This is a genomic window from Mycobacterium sp. NTMscope_MAC_12 (genome assembly GCF_976985675.1).
This window is the reverse complement of record NZ_CDRJYY010000001.1, coordinates 2065422-2089461: the sequence shown is the minus strand read 5'-3', so window position 1 is coordinate 2089461 and position 24040 is coordinate 2065422. Positions and strand designations below refer to the sequence as shown.

General features: G+C 68.1%; 22 protein-coding genes and 1 pseudogene. 4 read left to right on the top strand and 19 right to left on the bottom strand.

What is annotated here, in order from left to right:
- Nucleotides 1–8: 8 nt before the first annotated feature.
- Nucleotides 9–800, top strand: a pseudogene (locus AC0KS4_RS09590) (DUF2275 domain-containing protein); the annotation flags it as partial.
- Nucleotides 801–929: 129 nt separating this feature from the next.
- Complete coding sequence (sigC, locus tag AC0KS4_RS09585) at nucleotides 930–1484, top strand: RNA polymerase sigma factor SigC (RefSeq protein WP_225323297.1); 555 nt, start codon at nucleotides 930–932, stop codon at nucleotides 1482–1484.
- On the opposite strand, the gene AC0KS4_RS09580 is transcribed toward sigC, so the two are convergent.
- The 4 genes from AC0KS4_RS09580 to AC0KS4_RS09565 are packed head-to-tail and all read right to left on the bottom strand — an operon-like array spanning nucleotide 1473 to nucleotide 4894.
- Nucleotides 1473–2201, bottom strand: coding sequence for a cobalt-precorrin-6A reductase (locus AC0KS4_RS09580; RefSeq protein WP_238957941.1), 729 nt, complete (start codon nucleotides 2199–2201; stop codon nucleotides 1473–1475). The genes sigC and AC0KS4_RS09580 overlap by 12 nt on opposite strands.
- Nucleotides 2201–2956 (bottom strand): precorrin-4 C(11)-methyltransferase, encoded by a 756-nt coding sequence (gene cobM / locus AC0KS4_RS09575; RefSeq protein WP_238958047.1) that lies wholly within the window; start codon nucleotides 2954–2956, stop codon nucleotides 2201–2203. Before cobM ends, AC0KS4_RS09580 begins: the two co-directional genes overlap by 1 nt.
- Entirely contained in the window at nucleotides 2953–4119 is a 1167-nt protein-coding gene (gene cbiE / locus AC0KS4_RS09570) for a precorrin-6y C5,15-methyltransferase (decarboxylating) subunit CbiE (RefSeq protein WP_238957940.1), read from the bottom strand. Before cbiE ends, cobM begins: the two co-directional genes overlap by 4 nt.
- 25 nt (nucleotides 4120–4144) lie before the next feature.
- Nucleotides 4145–4894: an SDR family NAD(P)-dependent oxidoreductase gene (locus tag AC0KS4_RS09565; RefSeq protein WP_238957939.1), complete on the bottom strand. Its 750-nt coding sequence runs from the start codon at nucleotides 4892–4894 to the stop codon at nucleotides 4145–4147.
- Between the two features lie 35 nt (nucleotides 4895–4929).
- On the opposite strand from AC0KS4_RS09565, the gene AC0KS4_RS09560 reads away from it, so the two are divergent.
- Nucleotides 4930–5340, top strand: a complete 411-nt coding sequence (locus tag AC0KS4_RS09560) for a F420-dependent biliverdin reductase (protein ID WP_225326843.1) — start codon at nucleotides 4930–4932, stop codon at nucleotides 5338–5340.
- Between the two features lie 33 nt (nucleotides 5341–5373).
- On the opposite strand, the gene AC0KS4_RS09555 is transcribed toward AC0KS4_RS09560, so the two are convergent.
- The 4 genes from AC0KS4_RS09555 to AC0KS4_RS09540 all read right to left on the bottom strand — a co-directional run bounded on the left by AC0KS4_RS09555 (nucleotide 5374) and on the right by AC0KS4_RS09540 (nucleotide 10776).
- Nucleotides 5374–5910: a TNT antitoxin family protein gene (locus tag AC0KS4_RS09555; RefSeq protein ID WP_238957938.1), complete on the bottom strand. Its 537-nt coding sequence runs from the start codon at nucleotides 5908–5910 to the stop codon at nucleotides 5374–5376.
- Between the two features lie 57 nt (nucleotides 5911–5967).
- Complete coding sequence (locus AC0KS4_RS09550; RefSeq protein WP_225326845.1) at nucleotides 5968–6501, bottom strand: TNT antitoxin family protein; 534 nt, start codon at nucleotides 6499–6501, stop codon at nucleotides 5968–5970.
- Nucleotides 6498–9542: a glycohydrolase toxin TNT-related protein gene (locus tag AC0KS4_RS09545; protein WP_308193099.1), complete on the bottom strand. Its 3045-nt coding sequence runs from the start codon at nucleotides 9540–9542 to the stop codon at nucleotides 6498–6500. The genes AC0KS4_RS09550 and AC0KS4_RS09545 overlap by 4 nt, the downstream gene beginning before the upstream one ends.
- A 106-nt stretch (nucleotides 9543–9648) precedes the next feature.
- Entirely contained in the window at nucleotides 9649–10776 is a 1128-nt protein-coding gene (locus tag AC0KS4_RS09540) for a M24 family metallopeptidase (protein ID WP_238957937.1), read from the bottom strand.
- Between the two features lie 119 nt (nucleotides 10777–10895).
- Here AC0KS4_RS09540 and AC0KS4_RS09535 point away from each other — a divergent pair, with 119 nt between their 5' ends.
- On the top strand, nucleotides 10896–11852 hold the full coding sequence (locus tag AC0KS4_RS09535) for a 5'-3' exonuclease (protein ID WP_225326847.1): 957 nt from the start codon (nucleotides 10896–10898) through the stop codon (nucleotides 11850–11852).
- Here AC0KS4_RS09535 and AC0KS4_RS09530 read toward each other — a convergent pair whose 3' ends face one another.
- The 11 genes from AC0KS4_RS09530 to dop all read right to left on the bottom strand — a co-directional run bounded on the left by AC0KS4_RS09530 (nucleotide 11853) and on the right by dop (nucleotide 23963).
- On the bottom strand, nucleotides 11853–12623 hold the full coding sequence (locus AC0KS4_RS09530) for a DUF4333 domain-containing protein (protein ID WP_238957936.1): 771 nt from the start codon (nucleotides 12621–12623) through the stop codon (nucleotides 11853–11855).
- A 65-nt stretch (nucleotides 12624–12688) separates the two neighbouring features.
- The gene (locus tag AC0KS4_RS09525) at nucleotides 12689–15487 is read right to left on the bottom strand and encodes a DEAD/DEAH box helicase (RefSeq protein WP_238957935.1); all 2799 of its coding nucleotides are present in this window, start codon (nucleotides 15485–15487) and stop codon (nucleotides 12689–12691) included.
- Complete coding sequence (gene tatC / locus AC0KS4_RS09520) at nucleotides 15477–16433, bottom strand: twin-arginine translocase subunit TatC (RefSeq protein ID WP_225326850.1); 957 nt, start codon at nucleotides 16431–16433, stop codon at nucleotides 15477–15479. Before tatC ends, AC0KS4_RS09525 begins: the two co-directional genes overlap by 11 nt.
- A 55-nt stretch (nucleotides 16434–16488) precedes the next feature.
- Nucleotides 16489–16767, bottom strand: a complete 279-nt coding sequence (gene tatA / locus AC0KS4_RS09515) for a Sec-independent protein translocase subunit TatA (RefSeq protein WP_238957934.1) — start codon at nucleotides 16765–16767, stop codon at nucleotides 16489–16491.
- Nucleotides 16768–16862: 95 nt separating this feature from the next.
- Entirely contained in the window at nucleotides 16863–17834 is a 972-nt protein-coding gene (locus tag AC0KS4_RS09510) for a helix-turn-helix transcriptional regulator (protein WP_238957933.1), read from the bottom strand.
- Nucleotides 17831–18829 (bottom strand): helix-turn-helix transcriptional regulator, encoded by a 999-nt coding sequence (locus tag AC0KS4_RS09505; protein WP_238957932.1) that lies wholly within the window; start codon nucleotides 18827–18829, stop codon nucleotides 17831–17833. The genes AC0KS4_RS09510 and AC0KS4_RS09505 overlap by 4 nt, the downstream gene beginning before the upstream one ends.
- A gap of 108 nt (nucleotides 18830–18937) precedes the next feature.
- Nucleotides 18938–20296, bottom strand: coding sequence for a Pup--protein ligase (gene pafA, locus AC0KS4_RS09500; RefSeq protein WP_225326854.1), 1359 nt, complete (start codon nucleotides 20294–20296; stop codon nucleotides 18938–18940).
- 203 nt (nucleotides 20297–20499) lie between these two features.
- Entirely contained in the window at nucleotides 20500–21273 is a 774-nt protein-coding gene (prcA, locus tag AC0KS4_RS09495; RefSeq protein WP_225326855.1) for a proteasome subunit alpha, read from the bottom strand.
- A complete protein-coding gene (gene prcB / locus AC0KS4_RS09490) occupies nucleotides 21270–22145 on the bottom strand; it encodes a proteasome subunit beta (protein ID WP_238957931.1) in 876 nt (291 codons plus the stop codon). The genes prcA and prcB overlap by 4 nt, the downstream gene beginning before the upstream one ends.
- Nucleotides 22142–22336 carry a ubiquitin-like protein Pup gene (locus AC0KS4_RS09485; RefSeq protein WP_009953377.1) on the bottom strand — a complete coding sequence of 65 codons (195 nt, stop codon included), beginning with the start codon at nucleotides 22334–22336 and terminating at the stop codon, nucleotides 22142–22144. The genes prcB and AC0KS4_RS09485 overlap by 4 nt, the downstream gene beginning before the upstream one ends.
- A gap of 118 nt (nucleotides 22337–22454) precedes the next feature.
- A complete protein-coding gene (gene dop, locus AC0KS4_RS09480; protein ID WP_225326857.1) occupies nucleotides 22455–23963 on the bottom strand; it encodes a pup deamidase/depupylase in 1509 nt (502 codons plus the stop codon).
- Between the last annotated feature and the right edge of the window lie 77 nt (nucleotides 23964–24040).

Below are 24040 nucleotides of genomic sequence, written 5' to 3'. Positions count from 1 at the left end.
GGCTGGCGATGCGGACGACCAGAGGTCGGTTGCCACGGCCGTTTAGTTCCCCGCCGTTTCGTTCGGGCACCAAATTCCGGGAGTCTTTGCGCGCGGACCGGCCATGCTGCAACGATGCAGCGATGCGGTGTGACGTTGCGCGTGAGGCGCTGTCGGCTCGGTTGGACGGCGAGCGCCCCCAGGTGCTCGCGCAGCAGGTCGACGCGCACCTCGAGTCGTGCCGCAGTTGCCGCTCCTGGCTGATCGGGGCGGCGGCGCAGACCCGTCGGCTCGCCTCGGTTGCGCCCGGCGAGGGACCCGACCTGGTCGACAAAATCATGGCGAGCATCGGCGAGCAGCCCTCCGGACACCAGAGTTGGATGCGCTGGTTGCGGTCGCACTACCGACGCTGGGGCCTGATCGCTGTGGGCCTGTTCCAGGTGGCGATCGCCGCCGCCCAGATCAGTGGGGTCGATTTCGGCATGGTGTCGGGTCACATGCACGGCGCGATGTCGGGCGAGCACCTGATGCACGAGTCCACGGCGTGGTTGCTGGCGTTGGGTCTGGCGATGGTCGCCGCCGGCATCTGGCCCGCCTCCGCGTCGGGGGTGGCGGCCATCACCGGTGTGTATTCCGTTGCGCTGCTTGGTTATGTGATCGTCGACGCCTTCGACGGACAGGTCACGGCCACCCGGATCGCCAGCCACATGCCGCTGTTGTTGGGTCTGGCATTCGCGTTGTTGGTGGCGCGGGAGCGCGTGGGCTCGCACCGGCGGCACGGTTCCGATGGCTCGGTCGACGCCGACGATCCCGCCTGGGCGGCCGACGCTTCCAGCGGTCGGAGGCGCGGGCATCTGCGGCCGATCAATCGCGCCGCGCGCGACCACACCGCGCCCTCTACGACGACCCGTCGTAGGATCGGAAAACCCGCGCAACTAAGGTGGTTGAGCATGATCGCGCCGAGCGACGACGAGGCGGTAACCGAGCTCGCTTTGTCCGCCGCTCGCGGGAACGCGCGAGCGCTCGAGGCGTTCATCAAGGCCACCCAGCAAGACGTGTGGCGGTTCGTCGCCTACCTGTCCGATGCCGGCAACGCCGACGATCTGACCCAAGAGACGTTCCTGCGCGCCATCGGCGCCATCGAGCGATTCTCTGGACGCTCGAGCGCCCGGACGTGGCTGCTGTCCATCGCCCGCCGGGTCGTGGCCGATCACATCCGCCAGCTGCAGTCGCGGCCGCGCGCCGCCCTGGGCGCCGATCCCGAACACGTGGTGCGTGGCGACCGCCACGCACGCGGATTTGAGGACCTCGTAGAGGTGACGACGATGATCGCCGGCCTCAATCCCGAACAGCGGGAAGCGCTTTTGCTCACCCAGTTGCTCGGGCTGCCCTACGCCGACGCCGCCGCGGTGTGCGGTTGCCCGGTGGGCACCATCCGGTCCCGGGTCGCGCGGGCCCGCGATGCGTTGCTGGCCGACGGCGAGCGCAGCGACCTAACCGGCTAGCGCGCCAACCCATTCGGCGGCCTCGGCCACGGTGCCGACGGTGGACACGCCCTCCGGTAGCGGCGGCCGCGCCACCATCACCACCGGTACATCGAGCGCGGCGGCGGCATCCAGTTTGGCGCGCGTCATCTGCCCGCCGCTGTTCTTGGTGACGAGCGCGTCGATGCGGTGCTCGCGCAACAGCGCGACTTCGTCGTCGTAGCGGTACGGGCCGCGCGAGAGGACCAGCTGGTGATGATGCGGCAGCGAGGCGCTGTCCGGTTCGGTGACCGCCCGGATCAAAAACCACGCGTCGCTGTCGGTGAAAGCGTTGACGCCGGAACGGCCGGTGGTGAGGAAGATGCGCGAATAGCCTTGGCGGGCAACCGTTTGTGCCGCATGGGTGTCCGACGCGACGACAAGGGCCGCGCCGGGATCCCAGGCCGGGCGTGCCAGGATCAGGTGGGGTATCCGTAATTCGCCGCACGCGGTGGCTGCGTGCGCCGTCATCGTGGCCGCGAACGGATGGGTGGCGTCGACGACGGCGTCGATGCTTTCGTCGCGCAACCAGCGCCGCAGGCCGTCCACGCCGCCGAAGCCGCCGATGCGCACGGGGCCGACCGGCAGCGCCGGGTCCGGCACCCGGCCCGCCAGGGAGCTGATGACGTCGATGCGGGGGTGCAGGGCTTTCGCCAGCGCGCGCGCCTCGCCGGTGCCGCCGAGCAGCAGGACGCGCATCAGTGCCTGCTCCCCCGGGTCCGCCCGGTCGAATACAGATAACTGTCGGTGAATTCGCCCGCGGTCAGCGCGTCGCCGACGACGATCACCGCGGTCTTGGTGATGTTGGCCTCATGCATCTGGGCGGCGAGGCCGGCCAGGGTGCCGCGCAGCACGGTCTCCTGCGGCCAGCTGGCGAAAGCCACGACGGCGGCGGGGGTTTCGGGGCGGTAGCCGCCGTCGAGGAGTTGCGGAACGATGGCGTCGATCTGCGCGGCCGCCAAGTGCAGGACCAGGGTGGCGCCGGATCGGGCGAGCGTCGCCAGGTCTTCGCCGGGCGGCATGGCCGTCGACAGGGTCGCCACCCGGGTCAGTGTCACCGTCTGCGCGACGCCGGGGACGGTGAGTTCGCGTTTGAGGGCGGCCGCGGCGGCGGCGAAAGACGGTACGCCCGGCACGATTTCGTAATCGATGCCCAGCGCGTCGAGGCGGCGGCACTGCTCGGCCAGTGCGCTGTACAGCGACGGGTCACCCGAGTGCAGCCGCGCCACGTCAAGCCCGGCGGCGTGCGCCTCGCTGAGCTCGGTGATGATCTGCTCTAACGTCAACGGGCCGGTGTCAACGACTTTCGCGTTCTCCGGGCAGAGGGCGAGCAGGGCGTCGGGCATGATCGACCCGGCGTACAGGCACACGCGGCACGTTTGGAGGAGGCGTTGACCGCGGACAGTGATCAGGTCGGCCGCACCCGGGCCCGCGCCGATGAAGTACACCGTCATTTGGTCATCGCCCACTGGGTGACCGGGTAGTGCGGCTGCCAGCCCGTGAAGGCGCCCAGCGCCGTGCCGTGATAGTGCTGGAAGCGTCGCAGCGTGCCGCCGAGGCGCGCATATGCCTGCGTGACAGCGGCTTCCGACTCGGTGGTGACCACGTTCGCGACAAGTCGCCCGCCGGTGGGCAGGTGGTCGAGGCAGGCGTCGAGCAGGCCGGGCCGGGTCAGTCCGCCGCCGATGAAGATCGCCGACGGCGGCGCGGCTCCATCGAAGGTGCCAGGGGCGTCGCCGCGTACCTCGATGCCGACACCGAAAGCCGCGGCATTGCATTCGAGGTTGTGCCGGCGTCGTTCGTCGCGTTCGAATGCGATTGCCCCGCAACCCGGTCCGCTCAGGCACCACTCGACGCTGATGCTGCCCGAACCCGCGCCGACGTCCCATAACCGCTCCCCCGGCCGCGGCGCCAGGGCGGCCAGTGTTACGGCGCGGATCCCCTGTTTGGTGATCTGGCCGTCGTGGGTGAAGGCGTCGTCGGGCAGGGGCGAGACGCGTTCGTCGGGCAGGTAGCGCACGGCGATCACGTTGAGGTCGTCGACGTGTTCGGGGGCGCCGTCGGCCCAGTCCCGCGCGGTGCCGTCGCGGCGGTGTTCGTCTGGGCCGCCGAGGTTTTCGAGCACGGTGAACTGCGAATCGCCACGGCCGTGCGCGGTGAGCAGGGCGGCCAGCTCGGTGGGTGTGGAATGGCTTTGTGACAGCACGATCGCCTGGCCGCCGCGGCGCACGGCGGTGTGCGGGTGCGCGGTGACCAGGCTGATGACCTCGGTGTCGTGGACGTTCCAGCCCATCCGCGCGCATGCCAGCGTCACCGAGGACACGTGTGGCAGCACCCGCACCTTCTCGGGGCCGTATAGGCGGATCAGCGTGCCCCCGATGCCGTGCAGCAGCGGGTCGCCGCTGGCGACCACGTGGATGTCGTCGTCCACCGGCAGCGCTTTCAGGGCGGGCAGCATCGGCGAGGGCCACTCCCGGCGGCGCGCGGGCACCGTGTCGTCGAGCAGGCCAAGTTGGCGCTGGGAGCCGTAAATAACTGTGGCCCTTCGTAATTCGGCGCGCGATGCTTCGGCGAGCCCGGCCATGCCGTCGGCGCCGATTCCGACGACGACGATCATGAGCGCCGCCGCCCCGGCTCGCGGATCATCGAGGCATCCTGCGCCAGACGAACGCGGGGAGCAATCGCATCACGGCGGCCGCGGGTCCCAGGGCCCATGGGATCCACACGGTGCGGCGGCCTTTGGCCAGTGCCCGCGCGGTCGCGGCGGCCACCTTCGTGGGCGTGCTGGGCAGGGGCGCGGGCGTCATGCCTTCCGTCATACGCCCGATGACGAATCCCGGGCGGGCGATCAGCACCCGCACCCCGGTGCCGTGCAGCGCGTCGGCCAGACCGTTGGCGAAGCCGTCCAGGCCGGCTTTGGCCGAGCCGTAGACGTAGTTGGCGCGCCGCACCCGGGCACCGGCGATCGAGGAGAACACCACCAGTCGGCCTTTGCCGGCGTTGCGCATGGCGGCGGCCAGGTGGGTGAGCATGCTCACCTGGGCGACGTAATCGGTGTGCACGACGGCGACCGCGTGCGCGGCGTCGGTCTCGGCGCGAGCCTGGTCACCCAGGATTCCGAAGGCCAGCACCGCGGTGCCGATGGGCCCGTGGTCGGCGACGACCGAGGCGACCAGGGCGGCGTGCGAGGCCAGGTCGTCGGCGTCGAATTCCCTGGTGTCGACCGCGGAGGCGCCGGCCGCTTTGAGCGCGCTGACCTGTTCAGCGAGCTGATCGGCGCGGCGCGCGGCCAGCACCACCGTCGCCCCGGAGGCCAGGCGTCGCGCCAACTCGACCCCGATTTCGCTGCGTCCGCCCAGGATTAGTACCGGACCCGCGCCCGTGTCGTCCACGGCTGCGATTATTACCTGCGCTAGCGTGAGCGGTGATGGCGAATACCACTACCCGGCTCACCGACGAGGCCCTCGCGTTTCTGTCGGAGCGCCATCTGGCCATGCTGACCACGCTGCGAGCCGACAACTCGCCGCACGTGGTGGCCGTCGGTTTCACCTTCGACCCCAAGACCCACATCGCGCGGGTCATCACCACCGGGGGTTCACAGAAGGCGGTCAACGCCGATCGTGGCGGGCTGGCCGTGCTGAGCCAGGTCGATGGTGCGCGGTGGCTGTCGCTGGAGGGCCGGTCCAAGGTCAACAGCGACGCGGACGCGGTGCGCGACGCCGAGCTGCGCTACGCCCAGCGCTACCGCACGCCGCGCCCCAACCCGCGGCGCGTCGTCATCGAGGTTCAGGTGGAGCGGGTGCTGGGTTCGTCGGATCTGTTGGACCGGGGCGCGTAGCGCGCCGATCGAATCTACAGAGTTTCAATTTAGTTACCGACGCTCGAAAAGCGGCTTTCCGTCCGGATCGATCGTCGACGATTCGATTTGGTCGATTGTCGCCGACAGATACAGCGCGAGTTTCTTTAGTTCCGCCGTGGCAGTTATTTTGTCGGCGCTTCCGATCGCTACCGTCGAGCCGTCGGGAGCGATTAGAGCAAAGCGCTCGACACCTTCGTATTCGCGCGTTTCAATACTGAAGTTCGAGCATACTTCGTTGGCCGGCATTGGCACGCCCACCCGAGGCAGACTCCGTGCACTGCGGATATATGTACCGAACCTTCCGAACAGGTACTTCTCAATCACATCGAGGGATGGAGCGGCTAAAACAAAGCCCTCAGATTCCATTCGATCGGAATCAGTAATGACTAACCAGCCGTCTTGCTTTCTTCCAATGAAGAGCCGATTCTCGCCTAGAGCCGACCAAAATACAGGCCGCCCGTCAGGTGTATTCGAACCAGATGTGAGTGCGTAATCAGCCAATTTGGCCCATTGCTCAAGGCGTTGGGAGGCTCCGATACCGCCCATCATCTCAACACATCGAATTTCATGAACGCGGCCATCTCGAGCACCCGACTTGTAGCGCTTTCACTCGGTATTCTTAATATCGCTCCAAAGCCCAAACAGCGGCTTGCCGTCGGCCGAGAGGTAGGAGTTTTTGATTGCATCGACAGATGCGTCAAGATAGTGCGACAGTTCCACTAGCCTATCGACTGCCGCAATAGCCACTGCCCTTCCATCATGATCGATGAGAGCACGCCGCTCTCGGCCGGCGAAATTTACCTTGCTAATGTCATATCCCGGCCGCAATTCGTCGCGCTCAAACGGCGCCCTGATAGACGGTAGTTCGTCACCCCGGACTACAGAACCCAGTTCGCCGTATAAGTATTTTTCTATAACTTGCATCGATTCTGCTGCCAGGTCATACGTCTCGGGTCCCATGCGGTCAGACGAAGTGACGACGTACCAATCATCGACCAAACCGATAAAGTTTCGAACCTCACCACCCTTATTCCAAATGATGGTCCGGTTATCGTTAGTTTGCGACCCTTGTATCAAGTCCAAGTCGGCGAGGCGCAACCAGGCTTGTAAGTCTGGAGTTAGATCCACACTTGTCGTCACTTTCGCAATACCCCTTTCCTAATCAGATCTGCGACGCGACGCACTGCACCCTCGTCATCGAATACTCGCACCTGTATCGAGCCGCCCGGTTGACCTACGCCAGGGCCGACCTCCGACACTTCGATGGTCCAGCCATCTGGTAACTCGCCGAAGGTATACGCGTTGTACGGGTCACGACGGGAACTGACGTGAAGGGCCCGCTCTTCCCATGAAGCTGGTTGGCCATCCTCCACCACCGCCAAATACTTGCCATCTGTCTTGCCGATGCGATCAAGTAAAGGTCCGTAGTCTCGTAGATAGGATTCAGCGTTCGCGTAGGCGACTCGCGTCCCCGGTAAAGCACCGTCGTTAAGCGGAAAATTGAACCAGGACTCGCCGTTATCCCCCACTTTGTTGAAGCGCTCTGCATATTGCTCTTTGGTGTAAGGATGCCCTTCGGGATCGCGACCGAATGGCGCTTCGGGATCACGAATCAGCTTGGCAACATCGCCGTCGATCTTGGAAGCGTCGACTGGATCGTCGGTGAAATCCCAATGATTGTCCAGCGGCTCGCCATAGTGGGGGTCAAGTTCCTCGTCTGGCAACCGATGCCATCCGTCGCCAGACGACTCGTGCGAATGGACTGGATCCTGGCGTTCGCCGCCGGAGGAGTCGCCATGACCGTGTCCCGACGGGTCGTCACCGTTCGGGACCTTGCCGTCCGGCCGATCGCCCGATGGACCCCCATTGCCATCGCCATGTCCACTGGCATCGCCGCCGCGTGGCTCTCCCGGCGTGTGTCCACCCGGAGGGCCGCCGTCGCCAGGCCCATGCGCGCCACCGCCGCTCGGCGTTGGTAGTTCTGCCGGGCGGCCGCCTGGAGCCTCGAAATGGGGCGCCGCCGATGAAGGCGACGGCGCCGGCGAGTGGGCGGAGACAGCTGCGGCATCTCCGGAAGATCCGCTGGGCGACACCGGAACCTGTGCTGGCGAATGCTCGAGCAGTTGCGGAGTCGCCGACGGCAGCCCGTCGCCAGCAGCCTGCACAGACGGAAGGCGTGAACCGACGGCGGGCGCCGAGGCTGGTTCATGCGGGCCACCCGGGGGTTTCGCGACTGGATCATGGGCGCCGCCGGCAGGCACGGATACCGGCTCACGCGGCTCCTCCGCCGGCACCGACGCGGGTTCGTGCGGGCGGCCGGATGGTGTGGACACCAGATCGTGCGGGCCGCCCGGAGCGGTCGGCGCAGCCGGAGGAGCGGGCTCGGTCGCCGGTTCGTGCGGACCAGAACCACCCGGCGGAGGAGTAGGAGCCGGCCCAGGTGCCGGGTCATGCAGGCCCCCAGAACCACCGGGCGACGCCGCCGGGGCGGGTGCCGAACTGGGGTCATGCGGACTGCCATTGGGGCTGCCCGCGGGAGACGGCGAATCGCCAGCCGGGCCAGCCGAACCCGGGGAGGTTGGCGCGGGCGTTGACCCTTGAGGCGCAGCCGGTGCGCCATCGGCGGGCCGCGGCGCCGATTCGACCGGCGGCTCAATCGGCTTGCCGGGCAATGCCACCGGAGCGCCACTCGCAGGAGGCTCAACCTTCGGCAGGTCCTTCGTGACTCCTTCAAGGTTTTTGGTCAGGTCGCTGCCCGTTTTTGTGATGTCGGTCAGGGCTCCCCGCGCGCTGGTGATCCCGCCAAGCGCTTCGGACCCTTTTCCGCTGACACGCCCGGCGGCGCCGGCGGCCTCCGCCTCCGCTTCGGCGCCGCGTGCCGCCGCACCCGCACCGTCGGCCGCCGCGCCCGCCTCACCAAAACCGGGCGCGATCAGCGCGGCGACGTCGAACACGTTTTCACCGGCGGCCAATCCCGGCCGGTCGCCGGTCCAATCCTCGGCATGCACCAGGCCTTTCAGCTCCTGCTGCCGCGTTTCCGCGAACTCCTCGGGATTGAGGGCAGCGTTGAACAAACTCCCTTTCCACGCGTTCTTCGCCAGCCCGGTCCAGGTGGCGCCCGCACCCTGAGGGTCGACGGCGAGCCAATGCGGGCTCAGGTCGACGAGGCCTAACCCCATGCCGACCGCGCCTTTGAGAACACCCTCATGGGCGTTGATATAGGTATCGAATACGGTCGCCACCGGATTGCCGACGTCCTCACCCAAGAACTGGACGAGACCCCGCCGCGCGTACTTCTCGCACGTGACGACTTGGCGATCGGCCGCTTGCATGAGCAACCTGATCCCCTGTTCGCAGGCCCGCGCTTCCTGTCCGAGATGATGGAGTACGTCGTTGATGTCCTTGGCGATCTTTTTGATCTCGTCCCACGCGTCGCCGTCGATAATCAGCATGATGTCGTGACCGAGGTCGCCCAAAGATCCGATCCGGTGCAGCAGGTCCCGGATCGCATGCTGGGCATGGTCGACCCGGTCGGCAAACTTATCGATGGTGGTCGCGAGCTTGCCGCACTGCTCTCCGATAGACGCTGCCGCAGAACCTATTTCGTTCAGAGCGTTATCGATCTGTTCGCCTTCAGGAATGTGTTGGCTATCGAACAGCGCCTTCGCCCCGTTGAGAGTTCCCTGAACCCCTTGGGCCGCCCCAGCGAAGCCACGCCAACGCGAGGCGGCACCACGCAAGCCCGCCACATCACCGTCGGGCCATAACTCGAGGACGAGCGACTGCACGACCGCCCACAGCAGCGGTGGCGGCTCGCCGGGCCCCATCGTTCCCGGAGCTTTGGGCGCCGCGAGCTCGGCCGGCGGAGACGGCGACTGCAATACGCCGCCACCGCCGCCCAGCGTCGAAGCCGCATCGACACTCGAGTAGTTCGCCGCCCCCTGCTGGATGACGGCCCCGCATTGCCGGCACGCGTTGACGGCCGCCGCCATCGCCTTCAGCAGCGATTCCGCCGTGTCTTGATACGCCAAGCCGAATACCTCGCCGGCGCGGTCCACACCGGTGTGGGCCGAGAAACCAGCGGTAAGGATGCTCAGACTTGCGGCAAGGCCATCACCGGCGGCAACCACGGCGCTGCCCGCGGCATACATCGCCTCCGGATCAACTGCCAAGGGAGCCACAGGCGAAATTTTCGCTCAGGCCCGCCCGTCGTCGCTACTCACCCAATGCTCGCTGCCGCCAAGCTAGCCGCGCCACCCGGGCGCCACAACTCACTCATCCACAGCGTCACCCGACCGGAACCACGATCAGTTCGTGCGGCCGGTTGTTGACGGCCAACGCGCCGTCCTCGGTCACGACGACGATGTCCTCGATGCGCGCCCCCCAGCGGCCGGGGAAGTAGATGCCCGGCTCGATGGAAAACGCCATGCCGACAGTCAGCGGCAGGTCGTTGCCGGCGACGATGTAGGGCTCTTCGTGCACCGACAAGCCGATACCGTGCCCGGTGCGGTGCACGAAATACTCGGCGAGGCCTTCGGCGGCCAGCACATCGCGGGCCGCCGCGTCGACCTGTTCGGCCGTCACGCCCGGACGGACCGACTCATAAGCTGCGCGCTGGGCGCGCTGCAGCACCGAATATTGTTGAGCTACTTCCGGATTCGGCTCACCGAGGCTGTACGTGCGCGTCGAGTCGGAGTTGTAACCGGGTTCATAGGCGCCGCCGATGTCGACGACGACGATGTCGCCGGCCTGCAGTTCGCGATCCGAATATCCGTGGTGCGGGTCGGCACCGTGCGGCCCCGATCCGACGATGATGAACGCCACCTCCGAATGCCCTTCGGCCACAATGGCGTCCGCGATGTCGGCGGCGACGTCGGCCTCGGTGCGGCCGGGCACCAGAAACTCGGGCACCCGGGCGTGGACCCGATCGATGGCCGCTCCGGCTTTGCGCAACGCGTCGACTTCGCACTCCTCCTTGACCATTCGCAGCGTGCGCAGCACATCGGTGGCCAGAACCGGCAGCACGCCGAGCACATCGGCCAGCGGCAGAAGATGCAGCGCCGGCATGGAATCGGTCACTGCGGTCGCGGCGGGGGCAGCGCCCAGCGCGGCGCACACCAAGTCGTAGGGATTGTCACCGTCGACCCAATCGCGCACAGCCAGCCCGAGTTCGGCGATGGCCGACCCTTTGAGCGAGGCCAGCTCCAGCCGCGGCACCACCACCGTGGGGTCACCGGACGCGGGCAACACCAGCGCGGTGAACCGCTCCATGGTCTGGGCGCGCGACCCGACGAGGTAGCGCAGGTCATACCCGGGTGTGATGACCAGCCCGGCCAGACCCGCGTCGGCGGCCGCGGCGGCGGCCGCGCCCAGTCGGCGGGCATACACAGCTGCGTCGAAGCGGTGTGACTCCATGGCAGCCAGGCTAACCCGCCCGCCGAACGTCGACTCGTTGCGCCGATTTCGCCCGTGGGTCGACAGCGAGTCGACGTTCGGCGGCGGGAGACCGCGGGCGGCGTGAGACCATAGCGGGCATGCCAGGACCACTAGTGCTGCTCGATGGCGCCAGCATGTGGTTCCGTTCGTATTTCGGCGTGCCGTCGTCGATCACCGCCCCAGACGGCCGGCCCGTCAACGCCGTTCGCGGATTCATCGATTCCGTCGCATTTGTGATCACCCAGCAGCGCCCCAGCCGGCTGGTGGTCTGCCTCGACCTAGATTGGCGGCCGCAGTTCCGGGTCGACCTCGTGCCGTCCTACAAGGCCCACCGCGTGGCCGAGCCCGAGCCGCCGGGCGAACCGGACGTCGAGGAGGTTCCCGACGACCTGACACCCCAGATCGACATGATCGCCGAACTGCTTGACGCCTTCGGGATCCCCACGGCGGGCGCGGAGGGCTTTGAGGCCGACGACGTGCTGGGCACGCTGGCCGCGCGGGAACGCGACGACCCGGTCGTCGTGGTGAGCGGCGACCGCGACCTGATGCAGGTGGTGGCGGACGATCCCGTTCCGGTGCGGGTGCTCTACCTCGGTCGCGGGCTGAGCAAAGCCACGCTGCTCGGGCCCGCCGAGGTGGCCGAACACTATGGTGTGCCGGTCGAGCGTGCCGGGCCCGCCTACGCCGAACTCGCGCTGCTGCGCGGCGACCCGTCCGACGGCTTGCCGGGCGTTCCGGGCGTCGGTGAGAAGACGGCGGCGGCGCTGCTCGCCCAGCACGGGTCGCTGGAACAGATCCTGGCCGCCGCCCACGACCCGAAGTCGAAGATGCCCAAGGGTCTGCGGGCGAAACTGCTGGGCGCGCTGGACTACATCGAGGCGGCCGGCCACGTGGTGCGGGTGGCCACCGACGCGCCCGTCACCTTCTCGACCGCCAGCGACAAACTTCCGCTGGTCGCCGCCGATCCCCGCCGAACCGCCACGCTGGCGACCGAACTGGGTGTCGGCTCGTCGATCGCGCGCTTGCAGAAAGCGCTGGACGCCCTGCCGACGTAACTACTGCGGGCGGCCGACCTCGTAGGTGCCCTTGTTGTCCTGGAAGGTCACCGTGACGTGCTTCGGGGCGCCGTCGATGCTGACGTCGCAGTCGAACGTGGCGCCCTTCTTGACGGTCGGGTTTTGGCCGTGGTTGCACTTGACGTCTTTGACGTTCTTGGCGCCGTAGCCGTTGGTCTCGTCGCTGAGGACCTGCTGGACCCCGGCCTGCGCCTTGCTGACGTCCAGCTTGGTGGTGACGAAGAAGCCCGGCTGCCAGAAGCCCAGCACCAGCACGACGACGACGAGCAGCAACGCGATCCCGCCGCCCACACCGGCGATCAGCCCGACCGGTCGCTTCTTGCCGGGCTGCTCATATGGCGGGTACTGCTGCGGGTACTGGCCCGGCTGGCCGTACTGACCCGGCTGGCCGTATTGACCGTATTGGCCCGGCTGCGGGTACTGGCCCGGCTGCGGGTACTGGCCGGGCTGCGGGTACTGGCCCGGCTGCCCGTACTGACCCGGCTGGCCGTATTGGCCGGGCTGGCCGTACTGCCCGGGCTGGGCGTAGCCCGGCTGCTGGGGGTACTGCTGGGGATAGGCCTGTTCGGCCGGCTGCTGGTACTGCGGGTAGTCGGCGGGCGGCGTGTAGGCGGGGGCCTGCCACGAGGCTTCCTGGGTCGACTGATCCTGCCAACTCGGCGCCACCTGGGTCGGGTCCGACGAGTGGTCGCTGCCTTGACCTTGGCCAGGCGGTTGCCACTGCTGGTCCGATCCCTGCGGTCCGCTCATCTTTCTCCTCAGCCCCTTGTGTCTCGGCATGAACTATCGGCGTTTAACGGTAGCTCCGGCCTAGCCTACCCGGCGTCAACTGCGACGACGCCGCGCCGAATGTCGTTGATGGCCCGCTTCGCGGTGGTCCGGACCTCGGCGTCCGGGGCGGCGTTGCGCACCTGATCCAGCAGGTCGAGCGCCTGCCGGCACCACCGCACGAAATCGCCCGCCAACAGCGGCGAGCCGGTGCCCGCCGGGTCGGCCGCCGCCAGCGCGGCGGCCAGATCGCCCGTCCGGGCCCAACGGTAGATGACGGTGACGAAGCCGTCGTCGGGCTCGCGGCTCGGGGCGATCCGGTGCGACTGCTCGTCGGCGCGCAAGGCCATCGACAGCCTCGACGTCTGCTGCAGCGCCTGCCGCAGTTGCTGGGTGGGGGCATCGGCCGCAAACGCCGCGCCCGGCCCGTCCCCACCTCGGGTCTCGTACAGCACCGACGAGACCACCGCCGCCAGCTCCGCGGGCTTCAAGCCCGACCACGCGCCGGTGCGCAGGCATTCGGCGACCAGCAGGTCGCTTTCGCTGTAGATGCGCGCCAGCAACCGCCCGGCGTCGGTGACGCGGGGATCGCCGTCGCGGCCTTCGATGAAGCCGCGCTCGGTGAGCAGTCCGACGATTCGATCGAAGGTTCGGGCCAGCGAATTCGTCGCTGCCGCAACCTTTTTCTCCAGTTGCGCGTTGTCGCGTTCGATCCGCAGATAGCGCTCGGCCTCGCGGACCTGGGCTTCCAGGCCCGGCGTGTTGTGCGACGGGTGACGGCGCAGCTGTTCGCGCAACTTCGCCAGCTCCGGGTCATGAAACTCGCCGTCGCCGTCCCCACGGCCGCGGCGCCTGGCCGGAGTGGTCAGCTCGGCGGCCGCCGAGCGGAGCGCCGACGCCAGATCGCGGCGGACCCGTGGCTGCCGGTGCTCGACCCGCTTCGGCAGTGGCATCGAACCGACCGGCGCGGACACGCCCGAATAGTCGGCCGAGGAAATCCTTCCCGCCCAGCGGTTTTCGGTGAGCACCAACGGCCGCGGGTCGGAGCTGTCGCGTGCCGATTCCAGCACCACGGCCAGGCCACCGCGCCGGCCGTGGGTGATGTTGATGATGTCACCCCGGCGCAGCGCGGCCAGCGCGTCGCTGGCCGCCTGCCGCCGTTGCAGTCGCGAGGCGCGCGACTGCGCGCGCTCCATCTCGGAGATGCGCGCGCGCATCCGGGCGTACTCGAGGATCGGCGCCTTGGGGCCGCCCAGCCCGGTAGCGATCTCGCCCAGCATCGCGGTGCCCCGCTCGATGCCACGCACCAGCCCGACGACGGAACGGTCGGCCTGATACTGCGCGAATGACTGCTCTAGCAAGCGATGTGCCTGCTCGGGGCCCATCTGCTGCACCAGGTTGATCGTCATGTTGTACGACGGGGCGAACGAACTGCGCAGCGGGAAGGTACGGGTTGAGGCCAGCCCGGCAACCGCGGAGGGTTCGGTGGTTTCTTCGGTGGGATTCCAGAGCACCACCGCGTGGCCCTCGACATCGATGCCGCGCCGCCCGGCGCGCCCCGTCAACTGGGTGTACTCCCCCGGCGTCAGGGCCATATGCTGCTCGCCGTTGAACTTGACGAGCCGCTCGAGCACGACGGTGCGGGCGGGCATGTTGATCCCGAGCGCCAAGGTCTCGGTGGCGAACACGGCCCGCACCAGCCCGGCGGTGAAGAGCTCTTCGACCGTGTGCCGGAAGGCCGGCAACATGCCGGCGTGGTGGGCGGCCAGACCCCGCAGCAGCCCCTCCCGCCACTCGTAGTAGCCGAGCACGGCCAGGTCGGCGTCGGCGAGATCGCCGCAGCGGTGCTCGATCACCTCGGCGATCTGCGCGCGCTCCTCCTGAGTGGTCAGCTGCAAGGGCGAACGCAGGCATTGCTGGACGGCGGCGTCACAGCCCGCCCGCGAGAACACGAACGTGATCGCCGGCAGCAGCCCCTCGGAATCCAGGGTCGCGATCACGTCCGGGCGCCCCGGTGTGCGGTAGAAGCGGGGCCGCGACGGCCGTACCGCGCCTCCCCTTCCCGCCTGCCGGCGGGGACCACGCCAGTCGGTCATGCGGTCCGCCTCGCGGCGGTGCGCAATGTGGCGCAGCAGTTCGGGATTGACCCGCGGTTGACGCTCCGCGGCCGGTTTCTCGTTGTCGTAATCGAACAGATCCAGCAGCCGCTTGCCCACCAGCACGTGTTGCCAGAGCGGCACCGGCCGGTGCTCGTCGACCACGACCGTCGTATCGCCGCGCACGGTCTGGATCCAGCCACCGAACTCCTCGGCGTTGCTCACCGTCGCCGACAGGCTGACCACGCGGACCTCATCGGGCAGGTGCAGGATCACCTCTTCCCACACCGGGCCCCGCATCCGGTCGGCCAGGAAATGCACTTCGTCCATCACCACGTGTGAAAGTCCTTGCAGCGCAGGCGAATCCGCGTAGAGCATGTTGCGCAGCACTTCGGTCGTCATGACGACGACGGGTGCGTCGGCGTTGACCGACATGTCCCCGGTGAGCAGGCCGATGCGGTCGCGGCCGTAGCGCGCGGTCAGGTCGGTGTGCTTCTGGTTGCTCAGCGCTTTGAGCGGCGTGGTGTAGAAGCACTTGCCGCCGGCCGCCAGCGCCAGGTGCACCGCGAATTCGCCGACCACCGTCTTGCCGGCCCCGGTCGGCGCGCAGACCAGCACGCCGTGGCCGCGTTCGAGCGCCGCACACGCCCGATGCTGAAAGCCGTCGAGCGCGAAGGGCAGTTCCGCGGCGAAGCGGGTGAGCTCGACCAGCTCCGCGACCTCACGGGGCGCCGACGGTTCAGGTGACATCGTCGTGTTGCCCGGCGGTGACCGACGGCTCCGGTATCGCGGTGGGCCGATCGATGACCGACGCTTCGTCGTCGGGGATCTCCGCCTGGGCTTCGCGTTTGGCCTTGCGCTTGTCGTGGATGCGGGCGATCTGGATGGCGAACTCGAGGAGCACGGACAGCGCCAGTCCGAGCGCGGTCATCGAAAACGGGTCGGAGCCGGGCGTGAATATTGCCGCGAACACGAACATCGCGAAGATCAGACCGCGCCGCCATGACTTGAGCCGTTGGTAGGTCAGCAGCCCGACCGTGTTGAGCATGACGATCAGCAGCGGGAATTCGAAGCTGACGCCGAACACCACCAGCAGATTGATCAGGAACCCGAAGTAGCGGTCGCCGGACAGGGCGGTCACCTGCACGTCGCTGCCGACCGTCAGCAGGAACCCCAGCGCCTTGGACAGCACGAAGTAGGCCAGCGCCCCACCCGCGGCGAACAGCACCACCGCCGGGACCACGAACGCGACGGCGAAACGGCGCTCCTTCTGGTAGAGCCCGGGGGTGATGAACGCCCACAGCTGGTAAAACCACACCGGGCAGGCCAGCACCACCCCCGCCGTCAGCCCCACCTTGAGCCGCAGCATGAACTGGTCGAACGGCGCGGTGGCCAGCAGCCGGCATTGCCCGTCGGCGCTGATGTCAGCGCGCGCCGACTGCGGCAGCGAACAGTAGGGATGGCGCAACCATTCGCCGAGGCTTTCCAGCCCGAAGATCGGATGCGAGTACCAGATGAACCCGAAAATCGTGGTCAGCACGATCGCGGCCAGGGAGATGAGCAGCCGTGTGCGCAGTTCGGTGAGGTGGTCGACCAGCGACATGGTCGCGTCCGGGTTGGTGCGACTGCGTCTGTTGCGCGGGTTGAGGCGCTTCAGCAGGCCGGATGTGCGCGCTGAAACCTTGAATGCTTTCACGATGCTCGTCTAGGGCTCGGTGAGGGGCGCTCGGGCACCGCGACGATGACGGCGGCTACGCCGGACGTGCTTCGCTGTGCCCCTGTTCGCTGGGCTTCGGGGCGTCGACCCGCTGCGATTGCACGGGGGTGGGGTTCGCCGCAGCGGCGTCGCCTTGGGTCCCCAGAGCCGACGTCTCCGCCTTGTTCTCGCTCTGCATTTCCCGGATCTCGGACTTGAAGATCCGCATCGACTTACCCAACGAACGCGCCGCATCGGGGAGCTTCTTGGCACCAAAAAGCAAGATCACCACGACCGCAAGGATCGCCCAGTGCCACGGACTGAGACTGCCCACTTTGATTACCTCCAGACGTTGACCCGATGCTACCGCAGTAGCGCCACGTGGCGGTGGGCCCGCGCCGCGCCGCCCGGGCCACATTGCCTGGACTTTTATGAGCTCAGGGCGTCGTAGGCCGTCACGGCGGCCGCCGCGGCATCCCGGACCCCCTGCGTCAGCGACTCCGGTTCCAGCACCTGCACGGCGGGCCCCAAGCCCAGCACCAGCCGCGTCATCCAATCCTCGGAGGCGTAGGTCATCACGGCCTCGCAGGATCCGTCGGGCAACTCGCGCACGTCGCGCATCGGGTAGTACTCGAACATCCAGGACGCCGCGGGGGCCACCCGTAGCTTGGCGAACGGAAGCGAGGGATCGCCGTCGAACAGCGAGGTGTCGGGTGGCGCGTGCAGCACCGGCTCGGGCGGCGCGGCGGGCTCGTCGAGTTCGCTGGCCTCCACGATCCGGTCGAAGCGGAACAGCCGGACCTCTTCGGCGTCCCGCGACCAGGCCTCCAGGTAGCTGTGGCCGCCGATCAGCAGCACCCGGATGGGGTCGACGACCCGGCTGGTGAGTGTGTCGTGCGAGGCGGAGTAGTAATCGATGGCCAGCGCGTGTTTGGACTGCACGGCCGCGCGCACCGCGGCGGCGGCCCGGCTTTCGACGGGTGCGGGCTCGTCGACGGCGGTCGCCGCGTGGGTGGCCTCGTGGCCGAGGGCCCCGGCGGCATCCTCGATCTTGGCGATCGCGCTGCGCGCGGCTTCGGGGTCGACGACGCCGGGGATGTCGGCCAGCGCCCGCAGCGCCACCAGCAGGCCGGTGGCCTCCGGCGAGGTGAGCTTGAGCGGCCGGTCGATGCCGGCGGAGAACGTCACCTCGATGGTGTCCCCGGAGAACTGGAAATCGATGAGGTCACCCGGGAAGTAGCCGGGAAGGCCGCACATCCAGAGCTGGTTGAGGTCCTCTTCCAGCTGCTTGGCCGATACCCCGAGGTCGGCGGCGGCCTTGGCCCGGGTGACCCGCGGGTTGGCCTGAAAGTACGGGACCATGTTCAGCAGCCGGACCAGGCGGGTGGAGATGGGGGTCATGCGGACACGCCCGCATGCGCCCGCAGCCGGGCCAGCACCTCGTCGCGCAGCGATTGCGGCTCGAGCACCAGGGCGTCGGCGCCGTAGCCGGCGATGTCACGGGCCAGCTGGTCGGTGGATCGGATGTCGAGTTCGATCACCTCGCCGTCGCGCTCACCCAGTCGCCGTTCGCCGACGGGCCTGCCGGCCCGGCGCAGCGCGGTGGCCCGCCCGCCGGCCACCCATACGCGGGCCAGCCCGCCGGCCGGCGCCGCGGAAATGTCCGTGACCGTCTGGGCCACGATCCTGCGCAGGTCGATGCCCTCCGGCACCGTGACCGCGCCCGTCGGGCCGACCGGCGTGACGTCGGGGCCGATCCGGGAGAGCCGGAAGGTGCGGGTGGCGTCGCGGTCGCGGTCGTGGCCCACCAGATACCACCGGCCCTTCTCGGTGACGACGCCCCAGGGCTCGACGGTGCGGGTGGCGTAGGGCTCGGCCCGCGACGACCGGTGCGGAAACTGGACGACCTGCCGGGAGCCGATGGCGGACAACAGGATTCCGAGGACGTCCTCCGAGCCACGCAGGCCCGGCACTCCGGCCGGCGACGCGATGGCGACCGGCGCGTCCGGATCGACGTCGACGCCGGCCGCGCGCAGCTTGAGGAGCGCGCCCTGGGTGGCGGTGATGAGTTCGGGCGACTCCCACAGCTGGGTCGCGACGGCCACCGCGGCCGCCTCGTCCGGGGTGAGGTCGACCGGCGCGAGCGCATAGGCGTCGCGGTTGATTCGGTAGCCCTCGGTGGGGTCCCAGGCCGACACCCTGCCGACCTCGAGCGGGATGCCGAGGTCGCGCAGCTCGTTCTTGTCGCGCTCGAACATGCGGGAGAACGCCTCGGCGCTGGCGTTGTCCGAATAACCCGCCACGCTCGACCTGATCTTTTCCGCCGTGATGTACCCGCGGGTGGACAGCAGGGCGATGACCAGGTTCACCAGCCGTTCGACTTTTGACGTCGCCATTGGCACCAGATTATTCGATGGTCGCCGCCCGGCGCTTCCAGCCGCGCACCGCGTCGCGCAATTCGCAGGAGCCGCGTCAGTCCGTGGCAGGCGGTGCGCCGACGGCGGCTACATGCTGGCGATCAGCCGCTTGACCCGCTCGTCGACCGCACGGAAGGGGTCTTTGCACAGCACGGTCCGCTGCGCCTGATCGTTGAGCTTGAGGTGCACCCAGTCGACGGTGAAGTCGCGGCCGGCCGCCTGGGCGGCGCTGATGAACTCGCCGCGCAGCCGCGCCCGGGTGGTCTGCGGCGGATTGTCGACCGCCTCGGCGATGTCCTCGTCGGTGGTGACGCGGGCCGCAAGTCCCTTGCGCTGCAGCAGATCGAACACGCCGCGCCCGCGCTTGATGTCGTGGTAGGCCAGGTCCAGCTGGGCGATCTTCGGGTCGGACAGCTCCATGCTGTAGCGGTCCTGGTAGCGCTGGAACAGCTTGCGCTTGATCACCCAGTCGATCTCGGTGTCCACCTTGGCGAAGTCCTGGCTCTCGACAGCGTCGAGCTGGCGGCCCCACAGGTCGACGATCTGCTCGATCTGGGCGTTGGGTTCGCGGGTCTGCAGGTGTTCGACCGCGCGGCTGTAGTACTCGCGCTGGATGTCCAGCGCGCTGGCCTGACGCCCGCCCGCCAGCCGCACCGGCCGCCGGCCGGTGACGTCGTGGCTGACCTCGCGGATGGCGCGGATGGGGTTGTCCAGCGAGAAGTCCCGGAACGGCACGCCGGCTTCGATCATCTCCAGCACCAGCGCGGCAGTGCCCACCTTGAGCATGGTGGTGGTCTCGCACATGTTGGAGTCGCCGACGATCACGTGCAGCCGCCGATACTTCTCGGCGTCGGCGTGCGGCTCGTCGCGGGTGTTGATGATCGGCCGGCTGCGGGTGGTGGCCGAGGAGACGCCCTCCCAAATGTGCTCGGCGCGTTGAGAAAGGCAGAACGTGGCGGCCTTCGGGGTCTGCAGCACCTTGCCGGCGCCGCAGATCAGCTGGCGCGTGACCAGGAACGGCAGCAGCACGTCGGAGATCCGGGAAAACTCGCCGGCCCGCACGATCAGGTAGTTCTCGTGGCACCCGTAGGAATTGCCCGCCGAATCGGTGTTGTTCTTGAACAGGTAGATGTCGCCGCCGATGCCCTCGTCCGCGAGCCGCTGCTCGGCGTCGACGAGCAGGTCTTCGAGCACCCATTCCCCGGCGCGGTCGTGGGTGACCAGCTGCACCAGGCTGTCGCATTCGGCGGTGGCGTACTCGGGGTGGCTGCCCACGTCGAGGTAGAGCCGGGCGCCGTTGCGCAGGAAGACGTTGGAGCTGCGACCCCACGACACGACCCGCCGGAACAAGTACCGGGCCACCTCGTCCGGGCTGAGCCGACGGTGGCCGTGGAATGTGCAGGTGACCCCGAACTCGGTCTCGATGCCCATGATTCGCCGCTGCACGTAATCGAGCGTACTGGTTGTCCGAGCGCGACGGTGGGCAAGCCGCGCCTATCGATCCACGAAGTTTGTCGCACGCCCGTTTCCTGGCCACGCCGGGGCGCCTGGGCGATCGACGCCGCGGTGCTGACCAGAGGACTCATCAGCACCTTGAGCACCAGCAGCCACACCAGTACCGGCGGGTGGGAAGCCGCCGGTCGCGCGGTCTACTCCGACGATTCGCCGTTCGAGTCCGGCTCGTCGCCGTCGCCTTCGGCGGACCCGTTCGAATCCATCTCGCGCAGCAAATTTTCCAGGGTGGCGCGGTTGATCCGCCGAAACGCCCGTCGCGGCCGGTTGACATCCAAGATCGCGACCTCCAGGCTCGCCACGTCCAGGGTGGACTGGTCGCCGTTGGAGGATTCACTGCCGGCCCGCAACGCTTTCACGGCGATGCGCGTGGCCTCGCGCAGGTTGGCGTTCTCGGCGTACGAGTCCTTGAGCGCGGTGGTGATCGGCTCGGTGGTGCCACCCATCACGACGAAATGGGGCTCGTCGGCGATCGATCCGTCATAGGTAATGCGGTACAACTCAGGCGGTTTCGTCTCGCCGTAGTGCGCCACCTCAGCGACGCACAATTCCACCTCGTAGGGCTTGGCCTGTTCGGTGAAGATGGTGCCCAGCGTCTGCGCGTAGACGTTGGCCAGCTGTCGGCCGGTGACGTCGCGACGGTCGTAGGCGTAGCCACGGGTATCGGCGAATTGGATTCCGCCCCGGCGCAAATTGTCGAATTCGTTGAACTTGCCCGCGGCGGCGAAGCCCACGCGATCGTAGAGTTCGCTGATCTTCTGCAGCGACCGCGACGGGTTCTCCGCGACGAAGAGCACACCGCCGGCGTAGACCAGGGCGACCACGCTCTTGCCCCGGGCGATGCCCTTGCGCGCGAGCTCGCTGCGCTCGCGCATCGCCTGTTCGGGCGAGATGAAATACGGGAAGCTCACTTTTCACCGCCATCGGGGCCGAAAGTGTCAGCGCGCGAACGGCTTTGGATCACCTCGCGAGCCAGTTCGGCGATGCGGCCCTCGGGCACTTCCAGCGCCCCCTCGGCGCCGATCGTGACCGCCGTGGGATAGATGCCGCGGACCAGATCCGGACCGCCGGTCGCGGAGTCGTCGTCAGCCGCGTCGTAGAGCGCCTCGATCGCGACCCGCACCGCCGAATCGGCGTCGGTGACCTGCGAGTACAGCTTCTTCATGGACGACTTGGCGAAAATCGAGCCCGAGCCCACCGACTGGTACCCCTCCTCCTCCAGGTTCCAGCCGCCGGCCGCGTCGAACGACACGATGCGGCCGGCGCCTTCCGGATCGGCCGCGTCGATGTCGTAGCCCCCCAGCAGCGGCAACGCAACCAGCCCCTGCATGGCCGCAGCCAGGTTGCCGCGCACCATGATCGCCAGCCGGTTGACCTTGCCGGCAAACGTCAGCGGCACGCCTTCGAGTTTCTCGTAGTGCTCCAGCTCCACCGCGTACAGGCGGGCGAATTCCACGGCGATGGCGGCGGTGCCGGCGATGCCGGTCGCGGTGTAGTCATCGGTGATGTACACCTTCTTGACGTCGCGCCCGGCGATCATGTTGCCCTGCGTCGAGCGCCGGTCGCCGGCGAGCACCACGCCTCCGGGGTATTTCAGCGCGACGATGGTGGTCCCGTGGGGCAGCTGCGACGCCGCGCCTTCCGACTGGGATGCCCCGAGGCTGGCCGGCAGCAACTCCGGCGCCTGACGGCGCAGGAAGTCGGCGAACGACGAGAGGTCTATGGCGGGGTTTCCCGGAAGTGCGGAGTTGATGGGTAGGCGATCAGAGAACTGCCAGGTCACTGGCCGCCCTTTTGGACGTACGCCCGCACGAAGTCCTCGGCGTTCTCCTCGAGAACGTCATCGATCTCGTCGAGCAAGTCGTCGGTCTCCTCGGCCAGCTTCTCCCGGCGTTCTTGGCCCGCGGCCGTGCTGCCGGCGAAGTCGTCCTCGTCGCCGCCACCGCCGCCACGCTTGGTCTGCTCCTGAGCCATCGCCGCCTCCTGCGTTGTCTGGGCTTGTTGAATGGCTTTTTCAATTGTCCAGCCACGCTGCCCGTTGGTCTTTCCTACCCTACCGGTCAACCCCGACGTTCCCCGGCTGAACCGGCGTCTAGCTGGTGAGTTGTTCGACCAGTTCCGCGGCGCTGTTCACCGAGTCCAGCAGCGCCCCCACGTGCGCTTTGCTGCCCCGCAGCGGCTCCAACGTCGGAATGCGAACCAGGGAATCGCCCCCCAGGTCGAAGATCACGGAGTCCCAACTGGCCGCGGCGATGTCGGCGCCGAACCGGCGCAGGCATTCGCCGCGGAAGTACGCGCGGGTGTCCGTCGGCGGACTGTCCACCGCTTCGAGCACCTGGTGCTCGGACACCAGGCGCTTCATCGAGCCCCGCGCGACCAACCGGTTGTACAGGCCCTTGTCCAGCCGGACGTCGGAATATTGCAGGTCGACCAGGTGCAGCCGCGGTGCCGACCAGCTCAGGTTTTCTCGCTGCCGGAACCCTTCGAGCAGGCGCAGTTTCGCGGGCCAGTCCAGCAGCTCCGCGCATTCCATCGGATCGCGCTCCAGTTGATCGAGCACGTGCGCCCACGTTTCGACGATGTCGGCCGCGCGCGGGTCGGGGTCGCGGCTGTCGACCAGCTTCGCCACCCGATCGAGGTAAACCCGTTGCAGCGCAAGCCCGGTCAGCTCTCGACCGTCGGCCAGGGCCACCGCGGTGCGCAGCGACGGGTCGCGGCTGATCGCGTGGACCGCGTGCACCGGCCGCGCCAAAACCAAATCGCTCAGGTCGATTCCGTGGGCGGGGCCCTCTTCGATCAAGTCCAGCACCAGCGACGTGGTGCCCAGCTTGAGATAGGTCGACGTCTCCGCGAGGTTGGCGTCGCCGATGATGACGTGCAGCCGCCGGTACCGGTCGGCGTCGGCGTGCGGCTCGTCGCGCGTGTTGATGATGCCGCGTTTGAGGGTGGTCTCCAGGCCGACCTCGACCTCGATGTAGTCCGAGCGCTGCGACAGCTGAAAGCCGGGCTCGTCACCGGAGGGTCCGATGCCGACGCGTCCGGAGCCGGTGACCACCTGCCGCGAGACCAGGAACGGGGTCAGCCCGGCGATGATCGACGAGAACGGCGTCTGCCGCGACATCAAATAGTTTTCGTGCGACCCGTAGGAGGCGCCCTTGCCGTCGACGTTGTTCTTGTAGAGCTGCAATTTCGCGGCCCCGGGCACGCTGGCGACGTGCCGGGCGGCGGCCTCCATCACCCGCTCGCCGGCCTTGTCCCAGATCACGGCGTCCAGCGGGTCGGTGCATTCGGGGGCGGAGTATTCGGGGTGCGCGTGGTCGACGTAGAGCCGCGCCCCGTTGGTCAGGATCATGTTGGCCGCGCCGACCTCGTCGGCGTCGACCACCGGGGGCGGGCCGGCCGAGCGGCTCAGGTCGAAGCCGCGGGCGTCCCGCAGCGGCGATTCCACCTCGTAGTCCCAACGGGTGCGCTTGGCGCGCTGAATGCCGGCCGCGGCCGCATAGGCCAAAACCGCTTGCGTCGACGTGAGGATCGGGTTGGCCGTCGGGTCCGATGGCGAGGATATGCCGTATTCGACCTCCGTCCCGATAATCCTTTGCATGCTTCAAAGACTAGGCGAGGTGCGGAATTGACCTTCTCCCGGGCGTCGGCGCCCTGCAGCCGCCGGTCATCGGTGAT

Bases quoted from the DNA above. Each gene is read 5' to 3' on its own strand.
- AC0KS4_RS09535 (WP_225326847.1), top strand. From the start codon at position 10,896: ATGCCAGGACCACTAGTGCTGCTCGATGGCGCCAGCATGTGGTTCCGT.
- AC0KS4_RS09525 (WP_238957935.1), bottom strand. From the start codon at position 15,487: ATGTCACCTGAACCGTCGGCGCCCCGTGAGGTCGCGGAGCTGGTCGAG.
- dop (WP_225326857.1), bottom strand. From the start codon at position 23,963: ATGCAAAGGATTATCGGGACGGAGGTCGAATACGGCATATCCTCGCCA.
- AC0KS4_RS09530 (WP_238957936.1), bottom strand. From the start codon at position 12,623: ATGAGCGGACCGCAGGGATCGGACCAGCAGTGGCAACCGCCTGGCCAA.
- AC0KS4_RS09540 (WP_238957937.1), bottom strand. From the start codon at position 10,776: ATGGAGTCACACCGCTTCGACGCAGCTGTGTATGCCCGCCGACTGGGC.
- cbiE (WP_238957940.1), bottom strand. From the start codon at position 4,119: ATGATCGTCGTCGTCGGAATCGGCGCCGACGGCATGGCCGGGCTCGCC.
- AC0KS4_RS09505 (WP_238957932.1), bottom strand. From the start codon at position 18,829: ATGGCGACGTCAAAAGTCGAACGGCTGGTGAACCTGGTCATCGCCCTG.
- AC0KS4_RS09510 (WP_238957933.1), bottom strand. From the start codon at position 17,834: ATGACCCCCATCTCCACCCGCCTGGTCCGGCTGCTGAACATGGTCCCG.
- sigC (WP_225323297.1), top strand. From the start codon at position 930: ATGATCGCGCCGAGCGACGACGAGGCGGTAACCGAGCTCGCTTTGTCC.
- AC0KS4_RS09485 (WP_009953377.1), bottom strand. From the start codon at position 22,336: ATGGCTCAGGAGCAGACCAAGCGTGGCGGCGGTGGCGGCGACGAGGAC.
- AC0KS4_RS09555 (WP_238957938.1), bottom strand. From the start codon at position 5,910: ATGATGGGCGGTATCGGAGCCTCCCAACGCCTTGAGCAATGGGCCAAA.
- AC0KS4_RS09580 (WP_238957941.1), bottom strand. From the start codon at position 2,201: ATGCGCGTCCTGCTGCTCGGCGGCACCGGCGAGGCGCGCGCGCTGGCG.
- cobM (WP_238958047.1), bottom strand. From the start codon at position 2,956: ATGACGGTGTACTTCATCGGCGCGGGCCCGGGTGCGGCCGACCTGATC.
- AC0KS4_RS09560 (WP_225326843.1), top strand. From the start codon at position 4,930: ATGGCGAATACCACTACCCGGCTCACCGACGAGGCCCTCGCGTTTCTG.